Below are 25,823 nucleotides of genomic sequence, written 5' to 3' on the forward strand. Positions count from 1 at the left end.
AATAATAGATATTATATTAATAGAAAGCGATTTCAAAAAATCTAATTTTGCAAAGTTAGTATCTATACTTGCAAGTCAATTAGTGAACAAGTATAGAAAGGGTGTACACCAAATATGATATTAGATACTCGAAGTATAAATATTTTGCAACAAATTATTCAAGCAGAAGGTTATGTGTCTAAAAATCAACTAATTGATGTAATTCAAGTTTCTAAACGAACGCTTTATTATGATATTAAGAAGATTGACGATTGGTTACAAGAGGAAGGATTACATTCTATTGAATATATACGACACTTAGGTTATTGCTTAAATAAAGAAACGAAACAAATGATAGTAAAAAAATTAAATGAGTGTGTGATTAATCAATATGAATATTCTCCGAAAGAAAGAAAAATATGGTTAATATTATATTTGCTAATACAGGAAAAAAGAATTTTATTGGAAGACTTAATAAACCTTTTGCAGGTAAGTCGTAATACTGTACTCGCAGATTTGAAAAAGCTAAAAGTAGAGTTAAATAAGTATAACTTATCTTTACATTTTGGTCGTAAGGAAGGATATCAAATTGTTGGAAATGAACAGAGTAAACGAAATTTATTAATTTTAAGCCTCTCTCAAATTATTTGCCAACATAGCTGGGAGTATTTAATATCACAAGTAAATTATATTATGTGTGATATGGGAAGTGAAACAGATACTCTTGCACGAGAAACATTATACACTATAAAAAAAATTCTTGCGAATTGTGAAGAGCTTTTAGGTGTCCAATATACAGATGAGGTACTAGAAAATTTAAGCGTTTACATGTATTTGTTCCATAGACGTATTCTAAAAGGTAAGTGCGTCGAGATGGAAGAAGCTGAAAAAAATGTTCTGCAAAATTCAAAGCAATTTGAAGCTGCAAAATATATAGCAAAGCAGTTTGAACGAGCGTTTGTTGTCAAATTTCCAATAGATGAAATCTATTATATTACGACTCATTTGTTAGGTGCAAAAGTAAATTATCAGGAAAATATTTATGAGAAAAATAATATGGATGAAATATATTCAATTGTTGACCGCATGATTAAAGATTTTCAACACTATGCTTGTGTTTTATTTCAAGACTTTGATGGGTTGTTTACTGATCTATATTTGCATATGAAACCTGCATTTTATCGTGTGAAGTATGGAATAGAAATTGAAAACCCATTACGAAATACAATTCAAGAAAACTATGAAGAGGTATATTTTCTTACGAAAAAGGTAATTCATCATTTTGAAGAATATGTGAGAAAAACTGTTTCCGATGATGAAATTGTGTATGTTACTATGCATTTTGGAGCTTGGATGAGGAAAGAGGGAATCGTTCCCAATCCACGAAAAACGGCATTACTTGTTTGTCCAAATGGTATTGGCACATCACGTATGTTGCAGTATCAATTAGAGAAGTTATTTTCAAATATAGATATATTAAATGCAATTTCAAAACGGGAATATGAATCAAATATATTTGATGTAGATTGTATAATTACGACTACTGAAATTGAAAAAGGGAATGTGCCGGTTTTTAAGGTTAACCCAATTTTATCGGATTCTGAAAAAGCAGCTCTATTAAGAAAAGTGAATGGAGTATTGTATGGAGAAAACCAAAAAGATTCTGTGGATTTAGTGATGGGGATAATTCAAAAATATGCTGACGTAGTGGATGAGAAATCTTTAAAAAGAGAACTGATTGAATTTATGAGTGGTCCTGCGTATTTTGAGAAGGAGGAGAAATATAAACCAATGTTAAACGAACTTTTAACTAGAGAATTTATTCATCTTGAAGATCGTGTTGATAATTGGAAAGATGCGATCAGGCTAGCGGCTGATCCGTTATTACAAAACCAATACATCTTTGAAGAATATATCAATGAAATGATTGTAAATGTAGAAAAATTAGGTCCTTATATTGTTATTGCACCTAAAATTGCAATACCTCATGCTCGCCCAGAAGCGGGGGTCAAAAAGTTAGGGATGAGTTTATTACAACTAAAAGAAAGTGTTCTATTTTCAGAAAAACAAGAGCATGCCGCAAATTTAATTATTGTATTGGCAGCGATTGATAATGAGACACACTTGAAAGCATTAGCACAATTAAGTGAGATGTTATCGGATCCGAAAAATGTGGAAATGTTAATTCATTCAAATTCAATAGATGAAATGCTAAAAATGATAGCTAAATATTCTAATTAAAGGGGAGATTGAAATGAAAAAAGTATTAGTTGTATGTGGAAATGGATTAGGGAGTAGTTTTATTGTAGAAATGAATGTGAAGAAAATTTTAAATGAATTAGGATTACAAGCAGAAGTATCACACACAGATTTAGCATCAAGTAAATCAGAACAAGCAGATTTATATTTAGGTGCGAAAGATATTATTTGTAACCTTGAAGATGGTAATCGAACAGTTGCTGGATTAACGAATATTTTAGATTTAAATGAAATTAAAGAAGCATTACAAAAACACCTAATGTAGTAACAATGAAGGGGGAGTAGTGCTATGTTTGATATAATTATGAAGGATATTTTAGGACAACCCGCAATATTAGTCGGATTATTTGCTATGTGTGGTTTACTACTGCAAAAGAAAAATTTTGCAGATACGGTTTCAGGAACCTTAAAAACAATTATGGGCTTCGTCGTTTTAGGAGGTGGAGCCACTATATTAATTGGAGCTTTAGATGTTTTTGGTAAAATATTTGATAAAGCATTCCATATTAAAGGGATTATACCAAATAATGAAGCTGTAGTTGCAATAGCACAGCAAACATTAGGAAAAGAAACAGCGTTAATTATGGTATTTGGTATGATTGCGAATTTACTAATTGCACGTTTTACAAAATTTAAATATGTGTTTTTAACTGGTCATCATACCTTATTCATGGCATGTTTAATTTCAGCGGTATTTTCAACTACCGGGATGAAAGGTGCTACATTAGTGATTGTTGGATCAATCATTTTAGGGGCACTCATGGTGATTTTTCCAGCATTATTACAACCATATGTTAGAAAAATTACAGGAATGGATGATATCGCGATCGGCCATTTTGGATCAGTTGGATACTTAGCGGCAGGGTTTGTTGGGAGTAAATTTGGAAATAAGGATAAATCAACAGAACAAATTAAAGTGCCTAAGTCACTAGGTTTTTTACGTGATACATCAGTTTCTATGTCATTAACGATGGCTGTATTATTCTTTATTGTTGCACCATTTGCGGGTAAGGAGTTTATCGAAACGGAATTAAGTAACGGACAAAATTACCTTGTGTATTCGTTCATGCAAGCAATTACATTTGCAGCAGGAGTATATATTATTTTAGCGGGTGTCCGCATGTTAATTGCAGAAATAGTACCTGCATTTAAAGGGATTGCAGATAAACTTGTACCAAATGCAAAACCAGCGTTAGATTGCCCAACAATCTTCCCGTTTGCACCAAATGCAGTTATTATTGGCTTCTTAACAAGTTTTATTGCCGGATTAATATCCATGTTTATACTTCCATTTATTGGTTTGAGTGTAATAGTGCCAGGGTTAATTCCTCACTTCTTCACAGGAGCAACAGCAGCCGTATTCGGTAATGCAACAGGAGGAAGACGAGGCGCAATACTAGGAGCTTTTGTAAATGGGTTACTAATTTCATTCCTACCAGCAATATTATTACCGATATTAGGCGGATTAGGATTTGAGAATACAACATTTGGTGATTCTGATTTTGCAGTTGTAGGTATTTTAATTAGTGAAATTGTGAAGTTAGTAGGATATATTTTTTAATAGATAAGATGAAAAAGACTTGGATTATTGTAATGAATGCAAGTCTTTTTTATTATTTCATTAATGTATTTAAAAATTATGATAAAATAATTTAAAAAGCATTATTAAATATTAATTGGATAGTCTCTATACTTGAAGATAAAGCTACTTGAATAATAAGGAGGTAATTTATGATTTTTCAAAATGAAATTGTATCATTACATTTAGAAGCTGTAAAATACGAGTTTAACAATGCATTTGATACATTTGATCGTAATTGGTTAATAATAAAAGTGAAACTTTCAGAGGGAAATAAAGTTTTTGAAACGATGGATCCTTTTTTACAAACTAGCGAATTACAAAACATGAAAGAATGGTTTCAAACATTACCGAATCCTACATATACCCGACTAGACTTCATAGAACCTAATCTGTCGTTTGAATTTATAGGAGAAAAAGAAGAGACATTTCAAATTATAGTTCGTTTATCTATAGAACTAAATCCTTCATGGTGTAAAGAAGAAGAGTACGAATTTTGTATTACTATTACGCAAGAAGATAGAAAAAATATTATTCGTTTCATTGAAGAGCAACAAATAACATTTCCAAAACGATAAAAAAACTTGATATCCTAAAGGAAATCAAGTCTTTTTCATTACATACGGTTATCATGCCAGAAGTTTAACGGGAAGTGTTCGTTCTCACTATAGGCTTCTAATTCATATCCTTTTTCTTTCAGCCCTTTAATAATACCAGGTACTGCTTTTACGGATTGTGGATGAATGTCGTGCATAAGGATAACTTCTGTTGGATTTGTAGCTCCATGTAGTACGTTTTCTACAATTTTAGCTGATGCAGCATCAACAGGCATTTTGTTGTACTTCCAGTCTAATGAATCGATTGTCCAATCCCAAACTTTTAAGCCGTTCTCAACAACTTTGTTGCGAAGAGCCTCATTTAATCCTGGCATTGATCCGTAAGACGGACGAGTTAATACTGGTGATTTGCCTAAAACGCCAGCGATTAAGCCTTGATCTTCCTTCATCTCATCTACATAATGACCTTCTGTGTAAAGTTTCTTGTAGTTATGAGTCATACTGTGCATCCCAACGTAGTGGCCTTCAGCATCTTCCCGTTTTACAAGATCAGGGAAAGCTTTTACATTTGAACCAATAAGGAAGAATGTTGCTTTTGCATTTTCTCTCTTTAACATATCTAAAAGCTCAGCTGTGTATTTTCCAGGACCATCATCAAATGTTAAGTAAGCTACTTTTCTAACTTGCCCATTATATTGTTTTGGAGCTTCTTTCGGTGCAAGAGATGATTGAATTTCACTTACAAGTTGAACAGATTTTGCTTCATCCTCTGTACTCGCTAGAGCAGTATGTGCTGATCCTAAGGCCGCTTCGTATGTAAATAATACCCCCACGCAAATCAACATAGCCCTTTTCACTAAAGTTGTCATTCGAATTCCATTGTGCATAATTTTCCTTCTCTCTATAAAAGTTCTACTCTACTATATTAGCAATTATAGGGAGGTAATTGCAAAAAAAGTTTTTTACAAGAGCAAAAAAGTTTGTCCAAAAGTATGCAAGATTTCAATGTTTTGCTGGTTTACTAAAATGAAACAAGAATGGAATGAAAATGCATGTAATTTGTTCCTATATATAGTAAACCTAATGAGTGAGTTAGTAGGGGACTGTATACAGAGAATGCTGGCGAAGAGTGTGCTTTTTGCATTAAAACGCATCTATAAAATTTCACATACCGTATTTTAAAAATAAATATAGGAAAACCAAAAAATAATGTAGAATATATCGTACATACATATATGAAGTCAACATAAAAGATAAAGAGGTGGGTATATGTTACTTGGTGAAGTAATGCAGCAACTAGAGGAATATGGAACAGAACAGAATCGTAAAACGTATAAAAACCATGGGGCGAAAGAGCCGCTATTCGGAGTTAGTTTTGCCAATTTAAAATTGTTAAAAAAGAAGATAAAAAAAGATCATGATTTAGCAATTTTATTATGGGAAACAAAAAATATGGATGCAATGACATTAGCAACAATGATTTTAGATCCAAAGAAAGTTACGACAGAACTGCTAAATAAATGGGTACAGGAAGTTGATTATTATTGTTTAATGGATGTTTTAATGACGGCTATTTGTACGTCGCCGATCGCGATAGAAAGAATGGAAGAATGGACAAAGTGTGATGATGAATGGATTGGAAGAGCAGGCTGGTCTTTATTAGCAAATATAGCGATTAAAAATAAAACGTTACAAGACGATTTCTTCTCTCCGTATCTAGAAGAAATTAAAGTAAATATACATAATGAAAAAAATAGAAAAAAAGAAGCGATGAATCGTGCTTTAATCGCGATAGGAATTCGTAATGAAGACTTAGAGCAAGCAGCGATTGAAATTGCACGTGAAATTGGAAAAGTACACGTTGATCACGGGGCAACGTCATGCAAAACACCAGACGCAGAGCCGTATATAAAAAAAGCGAGAGAAAGAGCTGAAAAAAAGAAAGAGAAATAAGAAAAGGAGAACGGTTATGAAAGCAATGGAAGCGGCACAAAGCATCATTACATCACAATTTCCGAATTGTAATGTAGCTTTACTTGGAGGAAGCGTCGCAAGAGGGGAAGCGACAAAAACATCTGATCTGGACATTGTAATAATAGATCCTAGTTTGTCATCTTGTTATAGAGAATCTTTCTATAGTAATGGATGGCCAGCCGAGGTGTTTGTACATAATTTTGAAACGTTAAAAACCTTTTTTAAAATGGATTGTGACCGAGGAAGACCTTCGTTACCACAATTAGTTTCAGAAGGTATTGTATTAAAAGGGGAAGATGAAATTGTTGAGAAATTAAAAAGCGAAGCGAATGAGTTACTAAATAAAGGACCAGCTAAATGGACAGAAGAAATGATGAAACAGAAGCGATATTTTATTACGGATACTTTGGATGATTTTATTGGTGCATCAAAAAGAGAAGAAGAATTATTTATCGCGAATTTATTAGCTGATTTATTACATGAATATGTATTAAGAGTAAATGGGAAATGGCTTGGAAATTCAAAGTGGTTTATAAGGGTACTTAGAAGATATGATGAACAATTCGCAGATCAATTTGTAGCGGCGTTCGATCATTTTTATACAACGGGAGAGAAAATGAAATTAATTACTTTTGTAGAAAAAACGTTAGAACAATATGGAGGAAGAATGTTCGAAGGGTTTTCTATAGGAAAATAAAGTGAAACTTTAATCAGTGTGGGGGTTGTTCATCCCCCACTGATTATTAGTTGAACCAATCGGACTTTTACGGACAGTTGATCCCCCATCTAACTTCTTTGCTTCCGCTGAATTTTGAGGTGGGGGTCTTACTGTCCGTTAAAGCGGGATAAAAAGGGGATAATACAATGAATATACCATTCGTTCAATTAAGAGAACTGACACTAGATGATGTAGAAGATCGATATCAATGGTCATTAGATACAAAAGTAACAAAACATTTAGTTGTACCAGATCAATATCCACCGTTCACTCGTGAAGATACAAAAAAATGGATTGAGGCATGTATAAATCGAAAAAATGGTTATGAACAAAGAGCTATCACTGCAGAGAACGGTATACATATTGGATGGATAGATCTTAAAAACTTTGATAAAACAAATAAAAATGCAGAACTGGGAATCGCGATTGGTAATAAAGAGTATTGGGGTAAAGGGTATGGAATAGCGGCCCTATATAGTATGTTACATCTAGCATTCTTTGAATTTAAATTAGAAAAAGTATGGCTACGTGTAGATGAAGATAATTTTCAAGCTAGAAAGAGCTATGAAAAGGCTGGTTTTGTATGCGAAGGGTTAATGAGAAATGATCGATTACGTAAAGGTCAGTTCATTCATCGCTATCGTTATAGTATGTTAAGAGAAGAATATCAATCTTTAATTAGTAGTTCGTAAAAATATTATGTTAACTAAAAGGGGTAGAGAAATATGATTCGATTACTTACGAAAGAAGATGCAAAAAAATATTGGGACTTACGGTTACAAGCATTACAAGTAAACCCTGAGGCATTTGTAACAACTTATGAAGAGGCGATTCGTCAGGAAAATCCTGTTAAGCGAGTGGAAAGTAATTTAACAGCTACTACGAGTTGTACATTCGGTGCTTTTAATGAAGAGAATCAATTAGTTGGAGTTGTCACTTTACTAACAGAAGAGAAAGAGGCGTATAAACATAAAGGGCATATCGTTGCGATGTATGTAGATGCAAGCAATCGAAGAAGTGGCCTTGCACGTGAGTTAATACGTAAGGCAATTGAAATAGCAAGAGAAATGGACTTGGAACAATTGACATTAGGTGTTGTGTCCACAAATGAGCCAGCAAAAAAGTTGTATGAATCTATAGGTTTTAAAACGTATGGGATTGAAAAGAGAGCTATAAAGATGAATGGTGTGTATAGTGATGATGAACATATGGTGTTGTTCTTGTAAGAGGGGGAGTGTCGTATGAAAGATCTAAGTTTGGAAAGAAATATGAACCGGCAAGTAGCGATTTTATATGCGACGGTTACGGATACATTTAAACGACTGCAAAAGTTAGTACAAGGGACTGATGAGAAAGAACTGTCATTTAAAGGGACAGAAAATAATGAAAATAGTATTGGACAACTGCTTCAACATTTAGCAGTTGTCGATTTACATTGGGTGTACCGCTTAAAAGGAGAAGCAATTCCACAGGCACTTGATAATATATATGGACCTATGTTAAATGAAGCAGGAAAACTGCCAAGTTTAAGAAAACAGACGTTGCAACAATTAATGCAAGATTATGAAGCTGTGCAACATATGTTTTATGAGGAATGTATGAAACTAACAGAAAATGATTTAACACGAGAGGTTTTTTATGAAAAGGGAGAAAATGCGACTATAAGGTGGGGGATATGGCACATAGCTGACCATAATCGGTACCATCAAGCTCATATTAGTCAGTTAAGAAAGCTATATAGAGCTAGAATACATGTGAGATAAAGATTTTAAATTTTAATTATATTTAATTTGTTGTATAGTATAAGAAGAAACTAAACAAGGGGTTTTATCATGAAAGCTATTGCAGTAGGGATATTGGCATCATTTTTCTTTGCCTTTACCTTCGTTCTAAACCGGGCGATGGACTTAGAAGGTGGAAGCTGGATTTGGAGTGCTTCATTACGTTACTACTTTATGGTTCCAATGCTTTTACTTATTGTCATGTATAGGGGAAACTTAAAACAACTTTTTCAATATATGAAAAATAATCCGAAAGAATGGTTAGTGTGGAGTATCGTTGGATTTGGTCTCTTTTATGCACCGCTTAGTTTTGCCGGAGCTTTTGGACCTGGTTGGCTCGTTGCATCAACATGGCAAATTACGATCGTCGCAGGGATTTTATTAACACCATTTTTTGCGGTAGATCCATTACATAAAAAACTCCCAATGAAGGAATTAGTTATGTCGGGTATTATTTTATGCGGTGTTGTACTTATGCAAGTAGAACATGCTTCTTCATTAGGAATTCGTGAAACTGTTTTATGTGTCGTTCCTGTACTTATTGCAGCGTTTGCGTATCCTCTTGGAAATCGAAAAATGATGCAAGTTTGTAAAGGGGAATTAGATGTATTTCAGCGAGTTCTCGGTATGACATTAGCAAGCCTTCCATTTTGGTTTTTACTTTCTGGTTATGAAGTATCAACAGGTGGGTTACCATCAAGTAGCCAAGTTTTCCAATGTTTTATTGTAGCTGTTAGTTCTGGTTTAATCGCGACCGTACTATTCTTCTTTGCGACAGATCTTGTAAAAGATGATCCGCAAAAACTAGCAACAGTGGAAGCGACTCAGTCCGGTGAGGTTTTATTTGCGCTAGTGGGAGAACTTATCTTGCTATCTGCACCAATTCCGTCATTTTTATCTTGGATTGGCATGAGCCTCGTTATTGTTGGAATGATACTACATAGTTATGTAGCGGTCGTTGTGAAGAAAGAAGAAAAAATAACGGCGTAATGAGATTAGCTCTTTTTATAAAGAGCTAGTCTTTTTTCATAGAAAGGGATGGAAGTATGAATTTACAGTGTGTTGAACAAATTGAGAAAGATTCTATTTTAAATGTACTACAGTATGCAGTCGGACCAAGTGAAACTAGCTTAAAGAAAGCAGTTTTATTTTATGAAAGCAATAAAGGGACTTTGCATAGATATGAGGAAAAGGCTTGCATAGGTATGGAAATAATCGGAGCAAATAAAGCGAGAATATGCCACATAGCAGTGGTACCGCAATATCGTCATAAAGGAATAGCAGTGCAAATGATAAAGGAAATAGTAAGAATGCATCAATTGACTTATATAGAGGCAGAGACAGACGCTGAGGCAGTAAAATTTTATAAGAAAATTGGTTTTCAGATTAAAAGTTTAGGAGAAAAATATCCGGGGATTGAAAGGTTTCATTGTTATTTGGAAAAATAGTACGAAAATATGCAAATACATATTGTGTTTAGTTTGAAAAAAGTAACATTTACATTATATAATAAAGGTATCTGGAAAAATATAGATAATGGAAATTGGGTGTATAACACATGAGAATGGATAAAAGTAAATTTATAAAAATCGCTACTTCAATAGGGGTTTCATCTTTTTTATTAACGGGCTGTGGTGATTATGAAGAAGAAACTGCACAGAAAGAAAGTACTGCTGTTAAAACAGATGGTGCAAAACAGGGAAATGAACAAGAAACATTACATTGCGATGATAAAGCTCCTACTAATGAAAATGTAGAAAAAGATGAGTTATGTAAGGAAATGAATCCGTCTTTTTCATCGTATCATGAAAATTCACATTTACCGATACTTCCATTCGTAGCAGGATATTTATTAGCAAGCAGAACTTCAAATATGAATTATACAGCAAAGCCAAATATAATGAAGAAACCGTATGCAAATAATGTTATTCCCTATCGTGAAAAAGACCAAAGTAGAACTAGTGGAAGCGGTGGTGGAGGGTATTACGGCGGAACTAACAGTAACAATAATAACTCGTCCAATAAAGTGGATTTAAATAAACAACAGCCAAATAGCTCAAATAAAGTGACACCAGATACAAATGCGCCAAAATCATCTCCGACACAAACGCCAAAAGTGAATTCAGGTTCAAGTGGAATTGGGAACGCAAAAGCACCGGCCGGATCATAACTCGAAAGGATAATAGGAATATGTATACAGAACAAGAGCAGAAGGAGTATATGAAAGTATGGTTTTCACTAGCGGAAGAGGCTGGTAGGAATGGATTTACGTGGCCGAGCCTATTAGAAAATGAAGAATGGAATCAATATATGGCAACAGGTATGTATCGTATGCCAGTAAAAACTTATACTGCTATTTCAAAAGCGACTGAAGAAATTATGTACGTGTTATATAGAACGTATCAATATATTGTAAATACGGCAGAAGATTTTCAAACACTAGGATTTCCTGCTGAAACGTGGGAAATTGCGAGAATGAAACATACTGGTTTGTTTTCATATTTTACGAGATTTGACTTTATCGTAAATGGTGAAGATATAAAGTTAATAGAAGTAAATTGTGATACACCAACAGGTTATTTAGAGCCATCTGTCGCAAATGAAGTGTTGTGCCGTTATCACGATGTAAATCACCCAAATCATATAGAAGAGCATATTGTGCAGGCATGGGAACAAATTAAACATGACTATAATATAGATCCTAGAGAAACGATTTATTTCACGAGTTATGATTGGCATGATGAAGATCATCAAACGGTTCAATTTTTAAGAAGCTATTGTTTAGATCAGTCAACGGATTATATAGGTATACAAGATATTGTCGTGACAGATGATGGTATATATACGCAAAATGGTGAGAGAATTCATTATTTATATAGGCTATATCCAATTGAATATTTAGTTTCAGACGCTGATAAAAACGGGAAAAGAATTGGACTCCAGTTTTTAGATCATATAGCGCAAGGAAGAGTGAAAATCATTAATCCACCTGCTGCCTTTCTTATGCAAAATAAAAGTGTACTCGCATTAATTTGGCAGCTTTATGAAAATGAAGTTTTCTTTGGGGACGAAGAGCGAGAGACCATTCAAAAATACTTCCTACCAACATACTTTACAAATAAACCATTTATAGAAAGAAATGAATCCTATGTTTCTAAACCTTTATACGGCCGTGAAGGCGGAGGGGTATCTATATTTGAAAATAATGAACTATTAGCTGAAGATAAAACAGAGTATTACTTTGAACAGCGGAAAATATATCAGCAATACATAGAAATGCCTGACTATACAATTGACACATGGGACGGTCCGTATACTGGTAAACTTTTAATTGGTTCACACTGCATAAGCGGAAGAGCCGCAGGGTTATTTTTACGTGTAGGTGAGAAAATAACGGGAAACTTATCGATGTTTACTGGAGTTACAATTGAAGGATAAATGGAACAAAGAGCTCATCATTTTTGATGGGCTCTTTCGTTTAAATATAGTATTTTTATTGCTGTGATGTAACGCCTTCATGTTGCTTCTTTTGTTATATAAAACCAATTTATTACCATTTTTTAATTGGATAAAAATGATTAAGTTAAAAATTAAGAAAAATATGATAATATATGTATGTATGTAGTAGTTTAAAACAAAATGGGGGAACAATCGTGAAAATGAATGAAATAGTGGCAAGTACGCCATTGCCAAATACAATTAAAACAATTACAAATGATTTAAGAAAATTAGGATTAGAAAAAGGAATGACAGTTATTGTACATTCTTCGTTAAGCTCCATAGGCTGGGTATCTGGCGGAGCAGTTGCAGTAGTAGAGGCGTTAATGAATGTTATTACAGAAGAAGGAACACTCATTATGCCAACGCAATCTTCAGATTTATCCGATCCGAAACATTGGTCAAGACCGCCTGTTCCTGAAGATTGGTGGCAGATTATCCGTGATAATGTCCCAGCTTATGATCCACGAATAACACCAACAAGAGGTATGGGGGAAATAGTTGAATGTTTTCGTACATATCCGAATGTAGTACGCAGTAACCATCCATTAGGAAGTTTTGCTGCATGGGGAAGACATGCAGAAGAAATAACGATGAATCAGTCACTATCAATGAGTTTAGGAGAAGAATCTCCATTAAGAAAAATATATGATTTAGACGGATACATATTATTAATTGGTGTTGGATATGATTCCAATACTTCTGTACATTTATCAGAAGTACGTTCTGGTGCATGTGAGTTAATAAAAGTAGGGGCACCCATTATAGAAAATGGTGAAAGAGTGTGGAAAGAATTTGTTGATATGGATTACGATTCTGACAAATTTGTAGAAATTGGTGTGGAATTTGAGCAAAAAGGAACCGTAACAATAGGGGAAATAGGAAACGCAAAGTGCCGTCTTATGAAACAACGTGATATAGTTGATTTTGGAACAGAATGGTTTCGTAAGAAAAATTAGTAAGGGATGGTTACAATGAAGGGGAAAAAGGTATTAATTACAAGCGGTGGTTGTTTAGAAAAATGGGATCAAGTTCGTGGTCATACGAATATGGCAAAAGGAACAATTGGAAGAATAATCGCCGAAGAGCTTATAAGTAAAGGGGCCTATGTTATATATTTACATGGTTATTTTGCGGAGAAACCGAATGATATAAACAATCAATTAGAATTACACCCATTTGAAGGAATTGTTGATTTGCAAGATAAAATGAAAAGTATCATTACGCATGAAAAAGTCGATGCGGTTATTATGGCAGCGGCTGGATCTGATTGGATTGTGGACAAGATCTGTGATCAAGAGGGTAATGTTCTTGATATGAATGGAAAAATCTCAAGTGATATAGCGCCAATTATACATTTTCAAAAGGCACCGAAAGTATTAAAACAAATAAAACAGTGGGATTCAGAAACTGTACTCGTTGGCTTTAAACTTGAAAGCGACGTAAATGAAGAAGAACTGTTTGAAAGAGCGAAAAATAGAATGGAAGAAGCGAAGGCGAGTGTAATGATTGCGAATTCACCACATTCTTTATATTCGCGTGGAGCAATGCACTACGTAATTGGACAAGACGGTAAAGAGAAGTTATGTAATGGAAAAGATGAAACAGCGAAAGAAATTGTTAAAAGGTTAGAGGTATTATGTAATCACATTACTGCTTTATAATTTTAAGTATTTGGATAAGAGTGAATCCGCATAGTATATATTGGTAAGCGAAACTTTAATTTATAGGAATTTTACTTTTACACAAACGTTAACCATTCAATATGGATACATAGAATAAATGGTGAGGAGTGAATTCTATGGAACATTTATTAAAGCAAGCTATTAAACTCCGGAAAGAAAAGAAATATGCGCAGTCTAAAGAGATACTCATCGGATTAACAAACTTTACGAGGGATGCAGAAGTACTTTATCAATGTGCCTGGATACATGATGTAATGGGTCTTGAAACAGAAGCTATGCCGTATTATGAACAGGCAATTGCAAATGGTCTTGAAGGGGAGTCACTTTGTGGCGCATATATCGGTCTTGGTAGTACATATCGTTGTATAGGCGAGTATGATAAAGCAATTACTGTTTTAGAAACAGGTTTGCAGCAGTTTCCAGATAATGATGTGATGAAAGTATTTTTGTCATTAGCGAAATATAACGTAAACGATCATGAATCCGCGATGAAATTATTACTTGAAACAGTCGTAAAAGTAGAAGAAGTGAAAGAGTTTGAACGTGCTATTTCATTTTATAAAGACCATTTAAACGAGGTTTTTAAATAGAGGAGTGAAAGTATGAGTGTCACACTTTCGCGAAGGCGAAAAGGTATATGGATTGGACTCGTATCTTTAATCTTATTATCAAACTATTTATTGTATGCTCTTCCGATTGTACCAGCTACTCCGAAAGAAGTTGTTCTTGGATCATTATTAGATTGTATGTTTGTAATTCCGGTTATTACGTATTTCTTTATTATTCGAAAAAGATACTCGTTAACGTATATATTCCCTGTTGTAATAGCTGGTTATATATTTGCAAGATTTATTATTCCAAGCGACTATTTACAAGCTTTTTCATACGTTTCTTATATGATAGTTGCAGGAGAAATTGCCTTTGTATGTGTAGAGTTATTCCTTCTATATAAAATTGTTAGAAAGCTTCCTAACATAATAAAAAAATATAAAGAATATAAAAGTGAGTATTCTTCATTTTCTTATGCAATTGATGCTGCATTTGACGCTGCTATGAAAAGAAATAAATTAATAGATATCATTGTAACAGAGTGCAAGTTAATCTATTATGCATTTTTATCGTGGCGTGAAAAAGTGCCAGAAGGAGAATCTGTATACTCATATCACAAAAAGACTGGCGCAATAGGTGTATATATTATGATTATCCATGCGACCTTAATAGAAAGTATCGGTTTTCATTATTTGTTTCATCAATGGAATCCAGTTGTAGCATGGGTGTTACTTATTTTAAACGTATATGCAATGTTTTATTTTTTAGCTGAAATACAAGCAACGCGTAAAAATCCAATTATTGTTACGGAACAAAAGGTAATTATTCAAATTGGATTAGGAAAGAAAATCATTATACCGTTTACACAAATTGATAAGATTACGTTTTATAAAGGAGAAGTTTTAAAGAATGAGAAAGAGGTTCTTGACGCAACGGTGATGGAATTTATAAAGGAACCTCCAACATTTGAAATAACACTAAAAGAGCCAATGAAAGCACAATTGTTATATGGATTTTCTAAAACAGTAAGTCGTGTTCACTTAAATGTTGATGAGGAACGGAAATTTTATGATGTGATGACGGAGAAATTGAACCATGAATAATGCTACTAATTTTCATCGTGCGTTTGGTGTGTATGGCATTTGTATCGAAAGCAATAACATATTAGTAATCGATAAAATTAAAGGGCCATATAGAAATCGGTATGATCTACCTGGTGGTAGTCTAAAAGATGGGGAAGCATTATTAGCTGGACTTCATAGAGAGATTAAAGAGGAGACCGGGCTAAATGAAACGGTAGTAAAACAAATAGGTACGATTGATTTTCAATTTCCATCAAAATTCAAGGAGTACACACATGTACATCATATCGCAGTTTTCTACGGTGTTGAAAGGTGCGAAGGTGAATTCGTAGTAACGGAACAATTTGAAGAGCAAGATTCATTAGGAGCTAGATGGGTTCCTATTGAAAGCATTACAGAAGACAATTCATCTCCACTTGTATGTAGTGCAGTAGAGTGGCTGAAAACAAATGAGCTTCCATTAGAAGTGAAAAAATATGAAACATGGACAGTGAAAAACTCCTTCTAAAATAAGAGGGAGTTTTATTGTGTAATTGGAGACTAAATACTTCTTTATTACTATATAAACCGATATAATAAAGCTAGAAATAGCATAAGGGGAAACAAAGAATGAATAAATTACTAACACTAAAAAGTGAAATTATAGAAAGAAAAATACGATATGACTCGACAACAGTAGAACACACTTGTTTATTACTTGAAAAGCAGTTGCGAAGTATCGTGTTATTTCATGAGGTTCAGTATTCATTTACAATGAATACACATGATTCAAGTTTAACAATCCCGAAAGGCAGTTACACCATTGCATACTACTGGAAGGATCGTCCGTACAATTTATACATATGGAGAGATAAGAATGGAATGTATGTAGGCTCTTATTTTAATGTTGTAAAAAATACGCAAATAACAGACGAATTCGTGTCATTTGAAGACTTAATTATTGATATTTTGGTACTTCCAAGCGGAGAATATTTTATTTTAGATGAAGATGAGTTACCTGAGCCTTTAGAGGGTTTTGAGGGTGGTTATGTGAACGAAGCTCTTGATGTATTAGAGGAAATAATTCAAAAGACGCTTCCTCAAATAATTGTAGAAACAGAAAGAGTGAGGTTAAACTAAATTGTAATTGATTTGAAAATAGAATACGTGTTTAATGAAATTGAGTAGTCTTAAGTTATATAATCTAACTTTTTTGATAAGTCTAAAGTTAGATGTATATTTCTTGGGATTACTCTTTTTTGTGGAAACTAATATTGACTGAATGTAGTTCAGTCATTTACAATTGAATCAGATTCAGTCACGGTAAAAAACATAGTAGGAGATAACATATGAAAAGAATATCAAAAGATCCAGATGTAAGACGCCAAGAATTAATGGATATTGGCTTTGAACTATATATGGAAAATGGTATGAAAGGATTTAGCATAAAAGATGTTGTGAATCATGCTGGTGTAGCAACGGGCTTATTTTATTATTACTTCAAGTCTAAAGAGAATTTTGTTGATGAAGTATTAAATGACTTTATTGTGAAAAATATGGAGTTAATTGAAGAAATACTTATTTCTAATGAACGGTCTGTCATGCAAAAGATGGAAGATTCTCTAAATATATTTTGGACATTTATTGAAAAATTAGCGCCTTATAAAAATGTGAGTTCTTTTCAGACAGAACAACATTTTCAACTGGAACAGAAATTATTCACGCGAATGCAGCCATTAATTCGACAAGTGATTGAAGAAGGGATGAAAACGGGGATTTTTAATACTGATAACTCATTACTAGCTTCAGGTTTTATTTTATACGGTCTTAGCAGTGTTGCTCATTCAGAGGTGAATTTGAATTTAGATACGAAGCAAGAAATGGTTAATTTAGTATTAAATACACTGCGATATGATCAAAGAGAAGGAAGATGTATATGAATATATGAAGATTATAATCGATGGAAACAATATTTTGAATGAACAACTTACAAAATGGAAAAGAGAACGTATTAAAAAAGTTTTACATACATTAGGACATAAAGAGCAAGAATTAAATGATACAGACGTTATGATAAAAAAACTAACGGAACTAAAATTAAATTATTCATACGATGAAATGTATGATAAGTTGAAGTCTAAACTTAAATTAAGTGAAATGGGTATGCGTATCGCTACAGTTTTATCTGGTAATAGACGGAAATTTTCAAAAACAAGTATCTATTTAGATGGGATTACAGCAGAAGAAGCGATAAATGGGATTGACAGTTTTATGCTTGAACAATCACATGAAAATAATCAGGTGAACTTGTCAGCTTGTCCTGATCACTATGTACTAAGACCGTTTGGGGAAAATGAATTAGAAGTTATCGAAACTACTGGTAATTCTCCATTTCCAGTTCAATTTTTTATTGTTTTTGGTGACGAAACGGGATTAAAGACACCTAGAGATAAGTCTTATCAATACCAATCAACAGGTGTTGCACGTATGAAAGACGGTACTACTATTGGTGGAGTTCGACATCAATTCAAAGATACAGACACTGGTATAGAAGTAAGTCTAGCTGTAGAGTTTCCAGCACTTTGTCCTAATAGCCTTATTAAATCGCACCAAATGCATTTGGCATGTGAGTTTTCTTATTGGTTACAGTGGATTAAGAACCGTAAAAAATAAATAACAAGAAGGATGTTCAAACGAAGCATATGTATTTTTTAATAAAACCTAGTTGACTTATCGGAAATATTTGTATAATATGTACTTAATTCTATTACGTATTGCTGATTGGAGAAACCAAAGGCATTTTATCTATTGATAAAATGCCTTTGGTTTTTTTATTGCATAAATACTGAATCTGTTCATTTAGATGAATCATTTCAAGGAGGCGAAGAAGTGACTGTTTCAATTGGTGGAGTATCAAAATATTTTTCGAAACAAACTCGTACTGTTCAAGTATTAGAGAATATTAATTTTCAATTAGAGAAAGGGGATTTTGTTACAGTAATTGGTCCGAGTGGTTGCGGAAAAAGTACACTATTAAAAATTATTGCAGGTTTAGACGGCGATTTTGAAGGAGAAATCATTATTGATGGGGAGCGTATAACAAAACCGAGTAAGAAGCAAGGATTTATATTTCAAGAGCATCGATTGTTTCCGTGGCTTACAGTGGAAGAAAATATTGCGGCGGATTTGTCATTAAAAGATAAGTATGTGAAGGATAAGGTAAAGGAATGGGTTGAAATTGTTCGACTAGATGGTTTTGAAAAATCATATCCGAAAGAAATATCAGGCGGGATGTCACAACGTGTTGCGATTGCAAGAGCGTTGCTAAGAGATCCTAATGTCTTATTGCTTGATGAACCATTTGGAGCACTGGATGCATTTACCCGAAGTCATTTGCAAGAAGTACTGCTCAACATTTGGGAACAAAAAAAGACGACAATGATATTTGTTACACATGATATAGACGAAGCAATATATCTTTCAAACAGAATTGTCATCATGAGTGCAAAGCCCGGAAAAATACATAAAGTGATTGAAAATAATTTACCTTATCCGCGTAGTAAAACTTCGGAGTCATTCCAAGAAATTCGAAAGAAAGTATTACAACAGTTTGAACGCGGGGGACTAATTCAAACAAGTATATAGGGAAAGGGTGAGTATATGTATAAAAAAATCAAAATTCTTTCTTTTTCATTAGCTATTTCATTATTTTTATTCGGATGTGAAAAAAGCACAGCAAGTAGTAAGAAGGAAGATGTAACAGTACAAATTGGTATTCAGCAAGGATTAAGCCCACTTTTATTGGCACAGAAAAAGGGATGGTTTGAAGAGGAGTTTAAAAAAGAAGGAGTTAAGGTGAAATGGACAGAGTTCCAAAGCGGACCTCCTTATTTTGAGGCAATCGCATCAAATCGATTAGACTTTGGTGAAGTTGGCAACTCTCCAGTTATTTCCGCGCAAGCAGCTGGTATTGAATTTACCGAAATTGCTAATACGAGTTATGCGAGAAAAGGAACAGGGATTCTTGTGCAAAAGGATAGCAAGATTACGAGTGTAAAAGATTTAAAAGGTAAAAAAATCGCAGTAGCAAAAGGAAGTAGCGCATTTAATTTATTGTATCGAGCGCTTGATAAAGAAGGTATCAATGCGAAAGATGTAAATGTCATTCAGTTACAACCAGATGAAGCACAGCCAGCATTTGAATCAGGATCAGTAGATGCATGGGCAATTTGGGATCCTTTCATATCGTTACATACGGTAAATAAAGGAGCGAAGGTGATTACAGATGGTGAACAATTAAACGTATCTTCTCCAGAGTTTTTAATTGCGAGAACAAAATTTGCGAAAGAGCATCCAGAATTAGTGGAGAAATTCCTTAAAGTATATGAAAAAGCACGTCTATGGCAAGATGAAAACTTGGATGAAGCAATAAAAATATACACTTCTGCAAAGAAAATAGATGCAGATATTATAAAAGAAGTGTTTAATCACGACAAACCCATCTTAGTTCCGGTAACGAAAGAAATAGTTGCAGAACAGCAACAGACAGCAGATTTTCAATATAAGCTCGGTTCTATAAAGAAAGAAATCAAAACAGATAAAGTTGTAGATAATTCTTTCGTAGAAAAAGCAATAAAGGCGAAATGAAAAGAGGTTTTGTAAATTGGAAAATACGAAGGCTGTTGTGAAAAGGGCCAGTTTAATGATTGGCAAAAGCAATGTCAATGAAAAAAAAGTGCGAAAGACAAATGTAAAAATGTTAGTAAGAGCGATTACGATACCAGTTATCGTATTAATAGTTTGGCAATTAGCCGGCGTATTCGATCTAGTTTCTAAAACAGTTTTACCAACGCCATTAGATATATTTCTAGCTTTTCAAGAACTTATAAAAACAGGAGAGTTATACGGTCATCTAAGTATCAGTGTATTCAGGGCTGCGGCTGGTTTCTTTATTGGTGGGAGCCTAGGAATTATATTAGGAACGATTGTTGGGTTTTCAACGAGAAGCGAGCAATATTTAGATCCGTCAGTACAAATGTTAAGAACTGTGCCTCACTTAGCTGTTGCACCGCTTTTCGTATTATGGTTCGGTTTTGGTGAAACATCGAAAGTGTTATTAATTGCAGATGGTGCATTTTTTCCTTTATACGTAAACGCGTTTCTAGGAATACGAGGTGTAGATTCAAAGTTATTTGATGTTGCGAGAGTGTTAGAGTTTAGTAAAAGAAAATTAATTACGAAACTAATTTTACCGGCAGCATTGCCAAACCTATTACTTGGGGCAAGATTATCATTAGGAGTAGCATGGGTGAGTTTAGTAGTAGCAGAACTTATGGGATCTACAGAAGGTATTGGCTATATGATTATGGATGCAAGGCAATTTTCAAATACAGATATCGTATTTGTCGGTATTATTATCTTTGCATTCGTTGGGAAGTTTTCTGATTCACTTGTTCGTTTACTAGAAGTGAAGTTTTTAAGATGGAGAGATAATTTTAAAGGAGAGATAGGAAATTAACATATAAATTATTAGGGGTAATTTATATAGAGTATTTTAGTGTACGTTTCAACATAAATAAGGGGTGTGTAAAGGTATGGAATTATTATGGTTTATTCCAGCGTATGGTGATGGTAGATATTTAGGAACGACAAAACGAGGAAGAGCAGCTGAGTACGGTTACTATAAACAAGTTGCACAAGCAGCTGATTATTTAGGATATACGGGTGTTTTACTTCCAACTGGTCAAGGTTGTGAAGATCCATGGGTATTAGCATCCGCACTTGCAGCTGAGACAGAGAAATTAAAATTTTTAGTAGCAGTTAGACCAGGACTGATGTCGCCGACAGTTGCAGCAAGGATGGCTTCTACATTTGATAGAATTTCAGACGGCAGACTTCTAATTAATGTAGTAGCTGGAGGAGATCCAGTTGAACTACAAGGAGATGGATTATATCTTGAGCATGATGAAAGATATGAAGCAGCGGATGAGTTTTTAAAGGTTTGGAAATCAACATTGCAAGGTGAAACGATTTCTTTAGAAGGAAAACATATTAAAGTTACGGAAAGTAAAGTTGTGTTCCCGCCAGTTCAAACGCCATACCCTCCTATATATTTTGGTGGATCATCCGCTGCTGGAAAGAAAGTTGCAGCAGAACATAGTGATGTATATTTAACGTGGGGCGAGCCACCAAAGCAAGTGAAGGAGAAAATAGAGGAAGTAAGAAAACTGGCAGAAGAGAAGGGTCGTTCAGTACGATTTGGCATTAGGTTACACGTAATTGTAAGAGAGACAGAAGAAGAAGCATGGGAAGAGGCAGAACGTTTAATTCAATACGTAGATAATGAAACAATTGAGCTTGCTCAAAAGACATTTGCAAGATATGATTCAGTTGGACAAAAACGGATGACACATTTAAATAAAGGAACAAGGGAGTCGTTAGAGATAAGTCCTAACTTATGGGCTGGCATCGGGCTTGTAAGAGGTGGTGCAGGTACTGCACTTGTTGGAGATCCGCATACAGTAGCAGAAAGGATAAAAGAATATGAAGCGTTAGGAATTGATACGTTTGTTTTATCGGGATATCCACATTTAGAAGAAGCGTATGAAGTAGCAGAACTTTTATTTCCTTTATTGAAAGAAGAAAAGAAACAAGAAAATAAAATTGTTGGTGAAATGGTAGCTGATGCATATGCATTAAAAAAATAGTGAGAAATAAAGTGAAACTTTAATCCTTTGGATGAATTGTTCCAAAGGATTATTAGTTGAACCAATCGGGTATTAACAGGCAGTTTCACCTATGCTTTACTCCATTTTGTTTACTGCCTGTTAATACGGGATAAAAAAGTCGCAAGTAAATCACTTGCGGGTTTTCATCGTAAACTATCAGAAAATATGGTAAAATTAAATAGTAACTTAAGGTGCGGTTGGTTGTTCAATTATCACTTCTCCAATTAGGAGGGGGGTGATAATAAGTGAGTGAAATAGCGTTGTTACTGCAAGGTGGATTGTTTCTCGTTGCATTGTTAACATTCGTCGTCGTTTTAATAGACAAGCTCAAAAAATAACAACCCACCTATGCCAATAGAATGTGGGTTGTTTTGTTTGTAAGAAACAAATAGGATAAATGAACAATCCAATCTGCTAAGTTACGTGGACTAGTGTGTAGCCGCACACTAGTCTTTTTTATTTATATACAATTTATAATTGGTTTATGTGATTGTATTGTTCTTTTCATACTTATTATAACACAGTGTCTTTTCATCAAGAAAGGAGACCGTACGTTCTGTTTCTAATTAAATAGAAGGTGATTTTTCTTTAAAGAGCCCGTCCATATACTGTTTTAAAGTTTGAACGTAAAATTCTTGCTTATTTACATCATTTACGCCGACAATTGGTGAAGGAAGTTCATATCTCTTTTCGGATAAATGAACGACAACATCAAAAATATCAAATAGACGAATGAAACAGAACAGGCCATCTTTATCACTTAATAAAATAAAATAGTGGTTTTCACTATTTGTATTTAATGTATTCCATAAAGAACTTTTGCTTAAATCACGAACAATGCTCTTTTCTTTTAATTCCATGAAGTCGGCATTTGATAGGATGCTAGAAATATCAATCGCATCTGGATCTTCAAAATAGCCATCGACTGCTTGTACAGCGAAAGTATAAGCCATTTTTAATACACTCATTTTATACTTACGGTTATCTAAAAGTAATTCACGTTGAATAGAGCTAGCTACTTTCGTTACACGTTCTTCTTTCCAGATTTCGTTATGTAGTGAGATATCGTGCTTTTTACATAGTTTCATAATTAATGCATTGGAATAAAGTATTTCGTCACTTACTTCAACAACATCTGTCTCAGCGGCCGCAAGTTCCTCACCATGCTCATTTGTATAGAGGGGGGAGTCAATCTGTTTTTTCATTTGCTCAATCTTAAATTGACTTAATTTATGCCGAATTAAGGGGCGATCAATATTTGTTGTCATTTGTTCATGACAAGTATCACAAATTGAGTTTGTGAAATAATATCCACATAATATTTCTGGAATGACATATTGTTCACTAAGTTCTTTCGTATCTTTTCTGCAAATGATGCATTGTGTCATTTTTATCACCTTTACCTGCAAATTTGTATGTAATCTCATTGTAGTGTATTTATTGGTATTTTGGAATATTGTAAAGGAAAATATTATGTGAAATTCTTGCTTATTTTGGTACAATGAAGAGAAGTGCTAGTTTAAAGGAGGAAGTTTTTTGAAATCGAAAGTGCACTTTTGGACATTAGAAGTGCTAATGGTTGTAGCGATCATATTTATTTGCACAAAAATATCGTTTCTATTTCAACCGATTGGTATCTTCATATCAACGTTGTTTTTCCCAATCTTAATCGCGCTATTTTTATACTTCATATTTAATCCGGTATTAGTCTTTTTGGAGGATAAAAAAGTACCTAGAAATTTAGCGATTTTACTGTTATATCTTTTTATCATAACATTAACTGCGGTTGGAGTTGGGGTAGTAGTACCAACGATCTCCCAACAGCTAATGGATTTAGTAAAAAATATGCCAGGTTATATAAAAGAGGGAAAAGTATACATACAAGATTTATCCCATCATAGATTGTTTGAATGGTTATCTACACAAAACTATGTTTCCATTGAAACAATTGAAAAAAATGCAATTGAATACTTAAAGGATATACCAAACACCATTACGTCGAGTGCAACGGCTTTATTTGGTATTATCACGAACGTTGCATTAGTTATCTTCACAGTACCGTTCATTTTATTTTATATGTTTAAAGATGGCCATGCGTTTCCAGGGAAAGCAGTAAGCTTATTACCAGAGTCTTACCGTGAAGAAGGACTTCGCATCATTAAGGAAACGAATGAAACATTATCTGCATATATTCAAGGGCAAGCGCTTGTTTGTATATTTGTAGGTGCTTTTACTTTTATCGGTTATTTAATTATTGATTTACCGTACGCTTTCGTTTTAGGAATTATAGCAGCATTTACAAATATCATTCCTAACTTAGGTCCATTTATCGGTGCAGCGCCAGCTGTTATTGTAGGTCTGTTCGTATCTCCGATGCAAGCGTTGTACGTAATTATTATCGTAACAATTGTACAACAATTTGAAAGTAACATCATTTCACCGCGTATTATGAGTTCAAAATTAAATATCCATCCGTTAACAATTATTATTTTAATTCTAGGGGTAGGTAACTTTGCGGGAATTATTGGAATGATCTTGGCGGTGCCAGTTTATGCAGTAACGAAAACAGTTGTATCGAACTTAGTGAGATTGTTTAAGACGAAGAGAAGTAATCGAAAATAGTTTATGTTGAGAAAGATACACCACTTTTTAAGAGGTGTATCTTTTTTATTAATTAATGTTAAAAAGCGTACGAATACAAATTCATTATATATTTATTATATATCAAATATAACCGTAAACTTGGATGATATAGCCCCAATAAAACTATGTGGAATCCCTCTGAACTATCCAAATCATTTCTTTAGAACGTGCTATCAACATCATAATCGACTCCTTTCAATTTTTATATTTTAAAGATTTATAGGTGAGAGTAGTATTTGCTTCTACGATCTCGAATTTCGTCCATAATCTGTTTATATTGTTGTTCTTGCTTTAATTCAGTTTCAGAAAGGGTTTCTTTCTGAATTGTAATTGTTAAAAAGAAAAGGTGAAACTTCATAATACATTCCTCCTTTCGAAAGGAATTATAAATGGCTACAATAGTGACTTTGACGTTCTTTTACATCTTCCATAGCTTTATTAATTTGATGATCATGCAGTATCTCACTGTCCGAGAACTTAGTTTTTTGAATGGTGATGGTTAAAAAGAATACTTTCAATTTCATTAGATAAAACCCCTTTATAAGTTTATTAGAAAAGACGGCTGTAATAAGAAGCTTGACGCTCTTTTACTTCGTCCATAATAGTTTGAATGTGTTGCTCACGCAAAATCTCATTCTGTGAAAGTTTACGTTTTTGAATGGTGATGGTTAAAAAGAATGCTTTAAATTGCATTAGATACCCCCCTTTATAATTGATTTAGAAAAGACGACTGTAATAAGAAGCTTGGTGTTCTTTCACTTCGTCCATAATAGTTTGAATGTGTTGCTCACGCAAAATCTCATTCTGTGAAA

The 25,823-nt window shown here is 33.8% G+C and carries 33 protein-coding genes; 27 read left to right on the forward strand and 6 right to left on the reverse strand.

The features are described 5' to 3' along the window. The first annotated feature begins 114 nt into the window (after positions 1–114). The 4 genes from AC0NJG_RS27045 to AC0NJG_RS27060 all read left to right on the forward strand — a co-directional run bounded on the left by AC0NJG_RS27045 (position 115) and on the right by AC0NJG_RS27060 (position 4,395). Positions 115–2,220, forward strand: a complete 2,106-nt coding sequence (locus AC0NJG_RS27045) for a BglG family transcription antiterminator (protein WP_308902323.1) — start codon at positions 115–117, stop codon at positions 2,218–2,220. A 13-nt stretch (positions 2,221–2,233) separates the two neighbouring features. Next, positions 2,234–2,503, forward strand: a complete 270-nt coding sequence (locus AC0NJG_RS27050) for a PTS sugar transporter subunit IIB (protein WP_000757315.1) — start codon at positions 2,234–2,236, stop codon at positions 2,501–2,503. 24 nt (positions 2,504–2,527) lie between these two features. After that, the gene (locus AC0NJG_RS27055) at positions 2,528–3,799 is read left to right on the forward strand and encodes a PTS ascorbate transporter subunit IIC (protein WP_087997202.1); all 1,272 of its coding nucleotides are present in this window, start codon (positions 2,528–2,530) and stop codon (positions 3,797–3,799) included. A 170-nt stretch (positions 3,800–3,969) separates the two neighbouring features. Beyond that, a complete protein-coding gene (locus tag AC0NJG_RS27060) occupies positions 3,970–4,395 on the forward strand; it encodes a WapI family immunity protein (protein ID WP_474063649.1) in 426 nt (141 codons plus the stop codon). Between the two features lie 38 nt (positions 4,396–4,433). Here the strand turns inward: AC0NJG_RS27060 and AC0NJG_RS27065 are convergent, their stop codons facing one another. After that, complete coding sequence (locus tag AC0NJG_RS27065) at positions 4,434–5,261, reverse strand: peptidoglycan-N-acetylglucosamine deacetylase (RefSeq protein ID WP_474063650.1); 828 nt, start codon at positions 5,259–5,261, stop codon at positions 4,434–4,436. A gap of 382 nt (positions 5,262–5,643) precedes the next feature. Here AC0NJG_RS27065 and AC0NJG_RS27070 point away from each other — a divergent pair, with 382 nt between their 5' ends. The 22 genes from AC0NJG_RS27070 to AC0NJG_RS27175 all read left to right on the forward strand — a co-directional run bounded on the left by AC0NJG_RS27070 (position 5,644) and on the right by AC0NJG_RS27175 (position 22,706). After that, entirely contained in the window at positions 5,644–6,327 is a 684-nt protein-coding gene (locus AC0NJG_RS27070; RefSeq protein ID WP_087953348.1) for a DNA alkylation repair protein, read from the forward strand. 16 nt (positions 6,328–6,343) lie between these two features. Next, entirely contained in the window at positions 6,344–7,045 is a 702-nt protein-coding gene (locus tag AC0NJG_RS27075; protein WP_087997205.1) for a nucleotidyltransferase domain-containing protein, read from the forward strand. 167 nt (positions 7,046–7,212) lie between these two features. Further along, positions 7,213–7,758 carry a GNAT family N-acetyltransferase gene (locus tag AC0NJG_RS27080; RefSeq protein ID WP_087953350.1) on the forward strand — a complete coding sequence of 182 codons (546 nt, stop codon included), beginning with the start codon at positions 7,213–7,215 and terminating at the stop codon, positions 7,756–7,758. A 33-nt stretch (positions 7,759–7,791) separates the two neighbouring features. Next, a complete protein-coding gene (locus tag AC0NJG_RS27085; RefSeq protein ID WP_474063651.1) occupies positions 7,792–8,292 on the forward strand; it encodes a GNAT family N-acetyltransferase in 501 nt (166 codons plus the stop codon). Positions 8,293–8,307: 15 nt separating this feature from the next. Continuing rightward, complete coding sequence (locus AC0NJG_RS27090) at positions 8,308–8,829, forward strand: DinB family protein (protein ID WP_087953352.1); 522 nt, start codon at positions 8,308–8,310, stop codon at positions 8,827–8,829. 69 nt (positions 8,830–8,898) lie between these two features. Next, positions 8,899–9,837, forward strand: coding sequence for a DMT family transporter (locus AC0NJG_RS27095; protein WP_087953353.1), 939 nt, complete (start codon positions 8,899–8,901; stop codon positions 9,835–9,837). Positions 9,838–9,893: 56 nt separating this feature from the next. Next, positions 9,894–10,295 carry a GNAT family N-acetyltransferase gene (locus tag AC0NJG_RS27100; protein ID WP_087953354.1) on the forward strand — a complete coding sequence of 134 codons (402 nt, stop codon included), beginning with the start codon at positions 9,894–9,896 and terminating at the stop codon, positions 10,293–10,295. A gap of 110 nt (positions 10,296–10,405) precedes the next feature. Continuing rightward, positions 10,406–11,017 (forward strand): hypothetical protein, encoded by a 612-nt coding sequence (locus AC0NJG_RS27105; RefSeq protein ID WP_474063652.1) that lies wholly within the window; start codon positions 10,406–10,408, stop codon positions 11,015–11,017. A 20-nt stretch (positions 11,018–11,037) separates the two neighbouring features. Continuing rightward, a complete protein-coding gene (locus AC0NJG_RS27110; protein WP_474063653.1) occupies positions 11,038–12,285 on the forward strand; it encodes a glutathionylspermidine synthase family protein in 1,248 nt (415 codons plus the stop codon). Positions 12,286–12,506: 221 nt separating this feature from the next. Then, the gene (locus AC0NJG_RS27115; protein WP_014297868.1) at positions 12,507–13,304 is read left to right on the forward strand and encodes an AAC(3) family N-acetyltransferase; all 798 of its coding nucleotides are present in this window, start codon (positions 12,507–12,509) and stop codon (positions 13,302–13,304) included. Between the two features lie 15 nt (positions 13,305–13,319). Then, a complete protein-coding gene (locus AC0NJG_RS27120) occupies positions 13,320–14,009 on the forward strand; it encodes a phosphopantothenoylcysteine decarboxylase domain-containing protein (RefSeq protein WP_088327822.1) in 690 nt (229 codons plus the stop codon). A 137-nt stretch (positions 14,010–14,146) separates the two neighbouring features. Beyond that, positions 14,147–14,620, forward strand: a complete 474-nt coding sequence (locus tag AC0NJG_RS27125) for a tetratricopeptide repeat protein (RefSeq protein WP_000400626.1) — start codon at positions 14,147–14,149, stop codon at positions 14,618–14,620. A gap of 12 nt (positions 14,621–14,632) precedes the next feature. Next, on the forward strand, positions 14,633–15,682 hold the full coding sequence (locus AC0NJG_RS27130) for a hypothetical protein (protein ID WP_474063654.1): 1,050 nt from the start codon (positions 14,633–14,635) through the stop codon (positions 15,680–15,682). Continuing rightward, positions 15,675–16,169, forward strand: a complete 495-nt coding sequence (locus tag AC0NJG_RS27135; RefSeq protein ID WP_474063655.1) for an NUDIX hydrolase — start codon at positions 15,675–15,677, stop codon at positions 16,167–16,169. Before AC0NJG_RS27130 ends, AC0NJG_RS27135 begins: the two co-directional genes overlap by 8 nt. 101 nt (positions 16,170–16,270) lie before the next feature. Continuing rightward, positions 16,271–16,780 (forward strand): ribonuclease FAU-1 family protein, encoded by a 510-nt coding sequence (locus tag AC0NJG_RS27140; RefSeq protein WP_474063656.1) that lies wholly within the window; start codon positions 16,271–16,273, stop codon positions 16,778–16,780. A 209-nt stretch (positions 16,781–16,989) separates the two neighbouring features. Continuing rightward, positions 16,990–17,580: a TetR/AcrR family transcriptional regulator gene (locus AC0NJG_RS27145; RefSeq protein WP_087953360.1), complete on the forward strand. Its 591-nt coding sequence runs from the start codon at positions 16,990–16,992 to the stop codon at positions 17,578–17,580. 4 nt (positions 17,581–17,584) lie between these two features. Beyond that, the gene (locus AC0NJG_RS27150; protein ID WP_474063657.1) at positions 17,585–18,313 is read left to right on the forward strand and encodes a hypothetical protein; all 729 of its coding nucleotides are present in this window, start codon (positions 17,585–17,587) and stop codon (positions 18,311–18,313) included. A gap of 216 nt (positions 18,314–18,529) precedes the next feature. After that, positions 18,530–19,285 (forward strand): ABC transporter ATP-binding protein, encoded by a 756-nt coding sequence (locus AC0NJG_RS27155; protein WP_087953361.1) that lies wholly within the window; start codon positions 18,530–18,532, stop codon positions 19,283–19,285. A 15-nt stretch (positions 19,286–19,300) separates the two neighbouring features. Beyond that, entirely contained in the window at positions 19,301–20,287 is a 987-nt protein-coding gene (locus tag AC0NJG_RS27160) for an aliphatic sulfonate ABC transporter substrate-binding protein (protein WP_474063658.1), read from the forward strand. A 16-nt stretch (positions 20,288–20,303) separates the two neighbouring features. Further along, positions 20,304–21,158, forward strand: a complete 855-nt coding sequence (locus tag AC0NJG_RS27165; RefSeq protein WP_474063659.1) for an ABC transporter permease — start codon at positions 20,304–20,306, stop codon at positions 21,156–21,158. A gap of 76 nt (positions 21,159–21,234) precedes the next feature. Next, on the forward strand, positions 21,235–22,347 hold the full coding sequence (gene ssuD / locus AC0NJG_RS27170; RefSeq protein ID WP_087997210.1) for an FMNH2-dependent alkanesulfonate monooxygenase: 1,113 nt from the start codon (positions 21,235–21,237) through the stop codon (positions 22,345–22,347). Positions 22,348–22,613: 266 nt separating this feature from the next. Further along, positions 22,614–22,706 (forward strand): putative holin-like toxin, encoded by a 93-nt coding sequence (locus AC0NJG_RS27175; RefSeq protein ID WP_001289320.1) that lies wholly within the window; start codon positions 22,614–22,616, stop codon positions 22,704–22,706. Between the two features lie 228 nt (positions 22,707–22,934). Here AC0NJG_RS27175 and AC0NJG_RS27180 read toward each other — a convergent pair whose 3' ends face one another. Beyond that, positions 22,935–23,756 (reverse strand): HNH endonuclease, encoded by an 822-nt coding sequence (locus AC0NJG_RS27180; protein WP_000189700.1) that lies wholly within the window; start codon positions 23,754–23,756, stop codon positions 22,935–22,937. A 148-nt stretch (positions 23,757–23,904) separates the two neighbouring features. Between AC0NJG_RS27180 and AC0NJG_RS27185 the strand changes: the two genes are divergently transcribed. Beyond that, a complete protein-coding gene (locus AC0NJG_RS27185; RefSeq protein WP_000837885.1) occupies positions 23,905–24,990 on the forward strand; it encodes an AI-2E family transporter in 1,086 nt (361 codons plus the stop codon). 238 nt (positions 24,991–25,228) lie between these two features. On the opposite strand, the gene AC0NJG_RS27190 is transcribed toward AC0NJG_RS27185, so the two are convergent. Genes AC0NJG_RS27190 through AC0NJG_RS27205 form a run of 4 tightly spaced genes read right to left on the reverse strand, consistent with a single transcriptional unit; the run spans position 25,229 to position 25,809 of the window. Then, positions 25,229–25,369, reverse strand: a complete 141-nt coding sequence (locus tag AC0NJG_RS27190; RefSeq protein ID WP_087953365.1) for a YrzI family small protein — start codon at positions 25,367–25,369, stop codon at positions 25,229–25,231. Positions 25,370–25,394: 25 nt separating this feature from the next. Further along, the gene (locus tag AC0NJG_RS27195; protein ID WP_087953366.1) at positions 25,395–25,535 is read right to left on the reverse strand and encodes a YrzI family small protein; all 141 of its coding nucleotides are present in this window, start codon (positions 25,533–25,535) and stop codon (positions 25,395–25,397) included. Positions 25,536–25,560: 25 nt separating this feature from the next. Beyond that, positions 25,561–25,704 carry a YrzI family small protein gene (locus AC0NJG_RS27200; protein WP_087953367.1) on the reverse strand — a complete coding sequence of 48 codons (144 nt, stop codon included), beginning with the start codon at positions 25,702–25,704 and terminating at the stop codon, positions 25,561–25,563. 24 nt (positions 25,705–25,728) lie between these two features. After that, positions 25,729–25,809: a YrzI family small protein gene (locus tag AC0NJG_RS27205; RefSeq protein ID WP_474063660.1), complete on the reverse strand. Its 81-nt coding sequence runs from the start codon at positions 25,807–25,809 to the stop codon at positions 25,729–25,731. Positions 25,810–25,823 lie beyond the last annotated feature (14 nt).

Source organism: Bacillus sp. SSR7, from assembly GCF_055902415.1.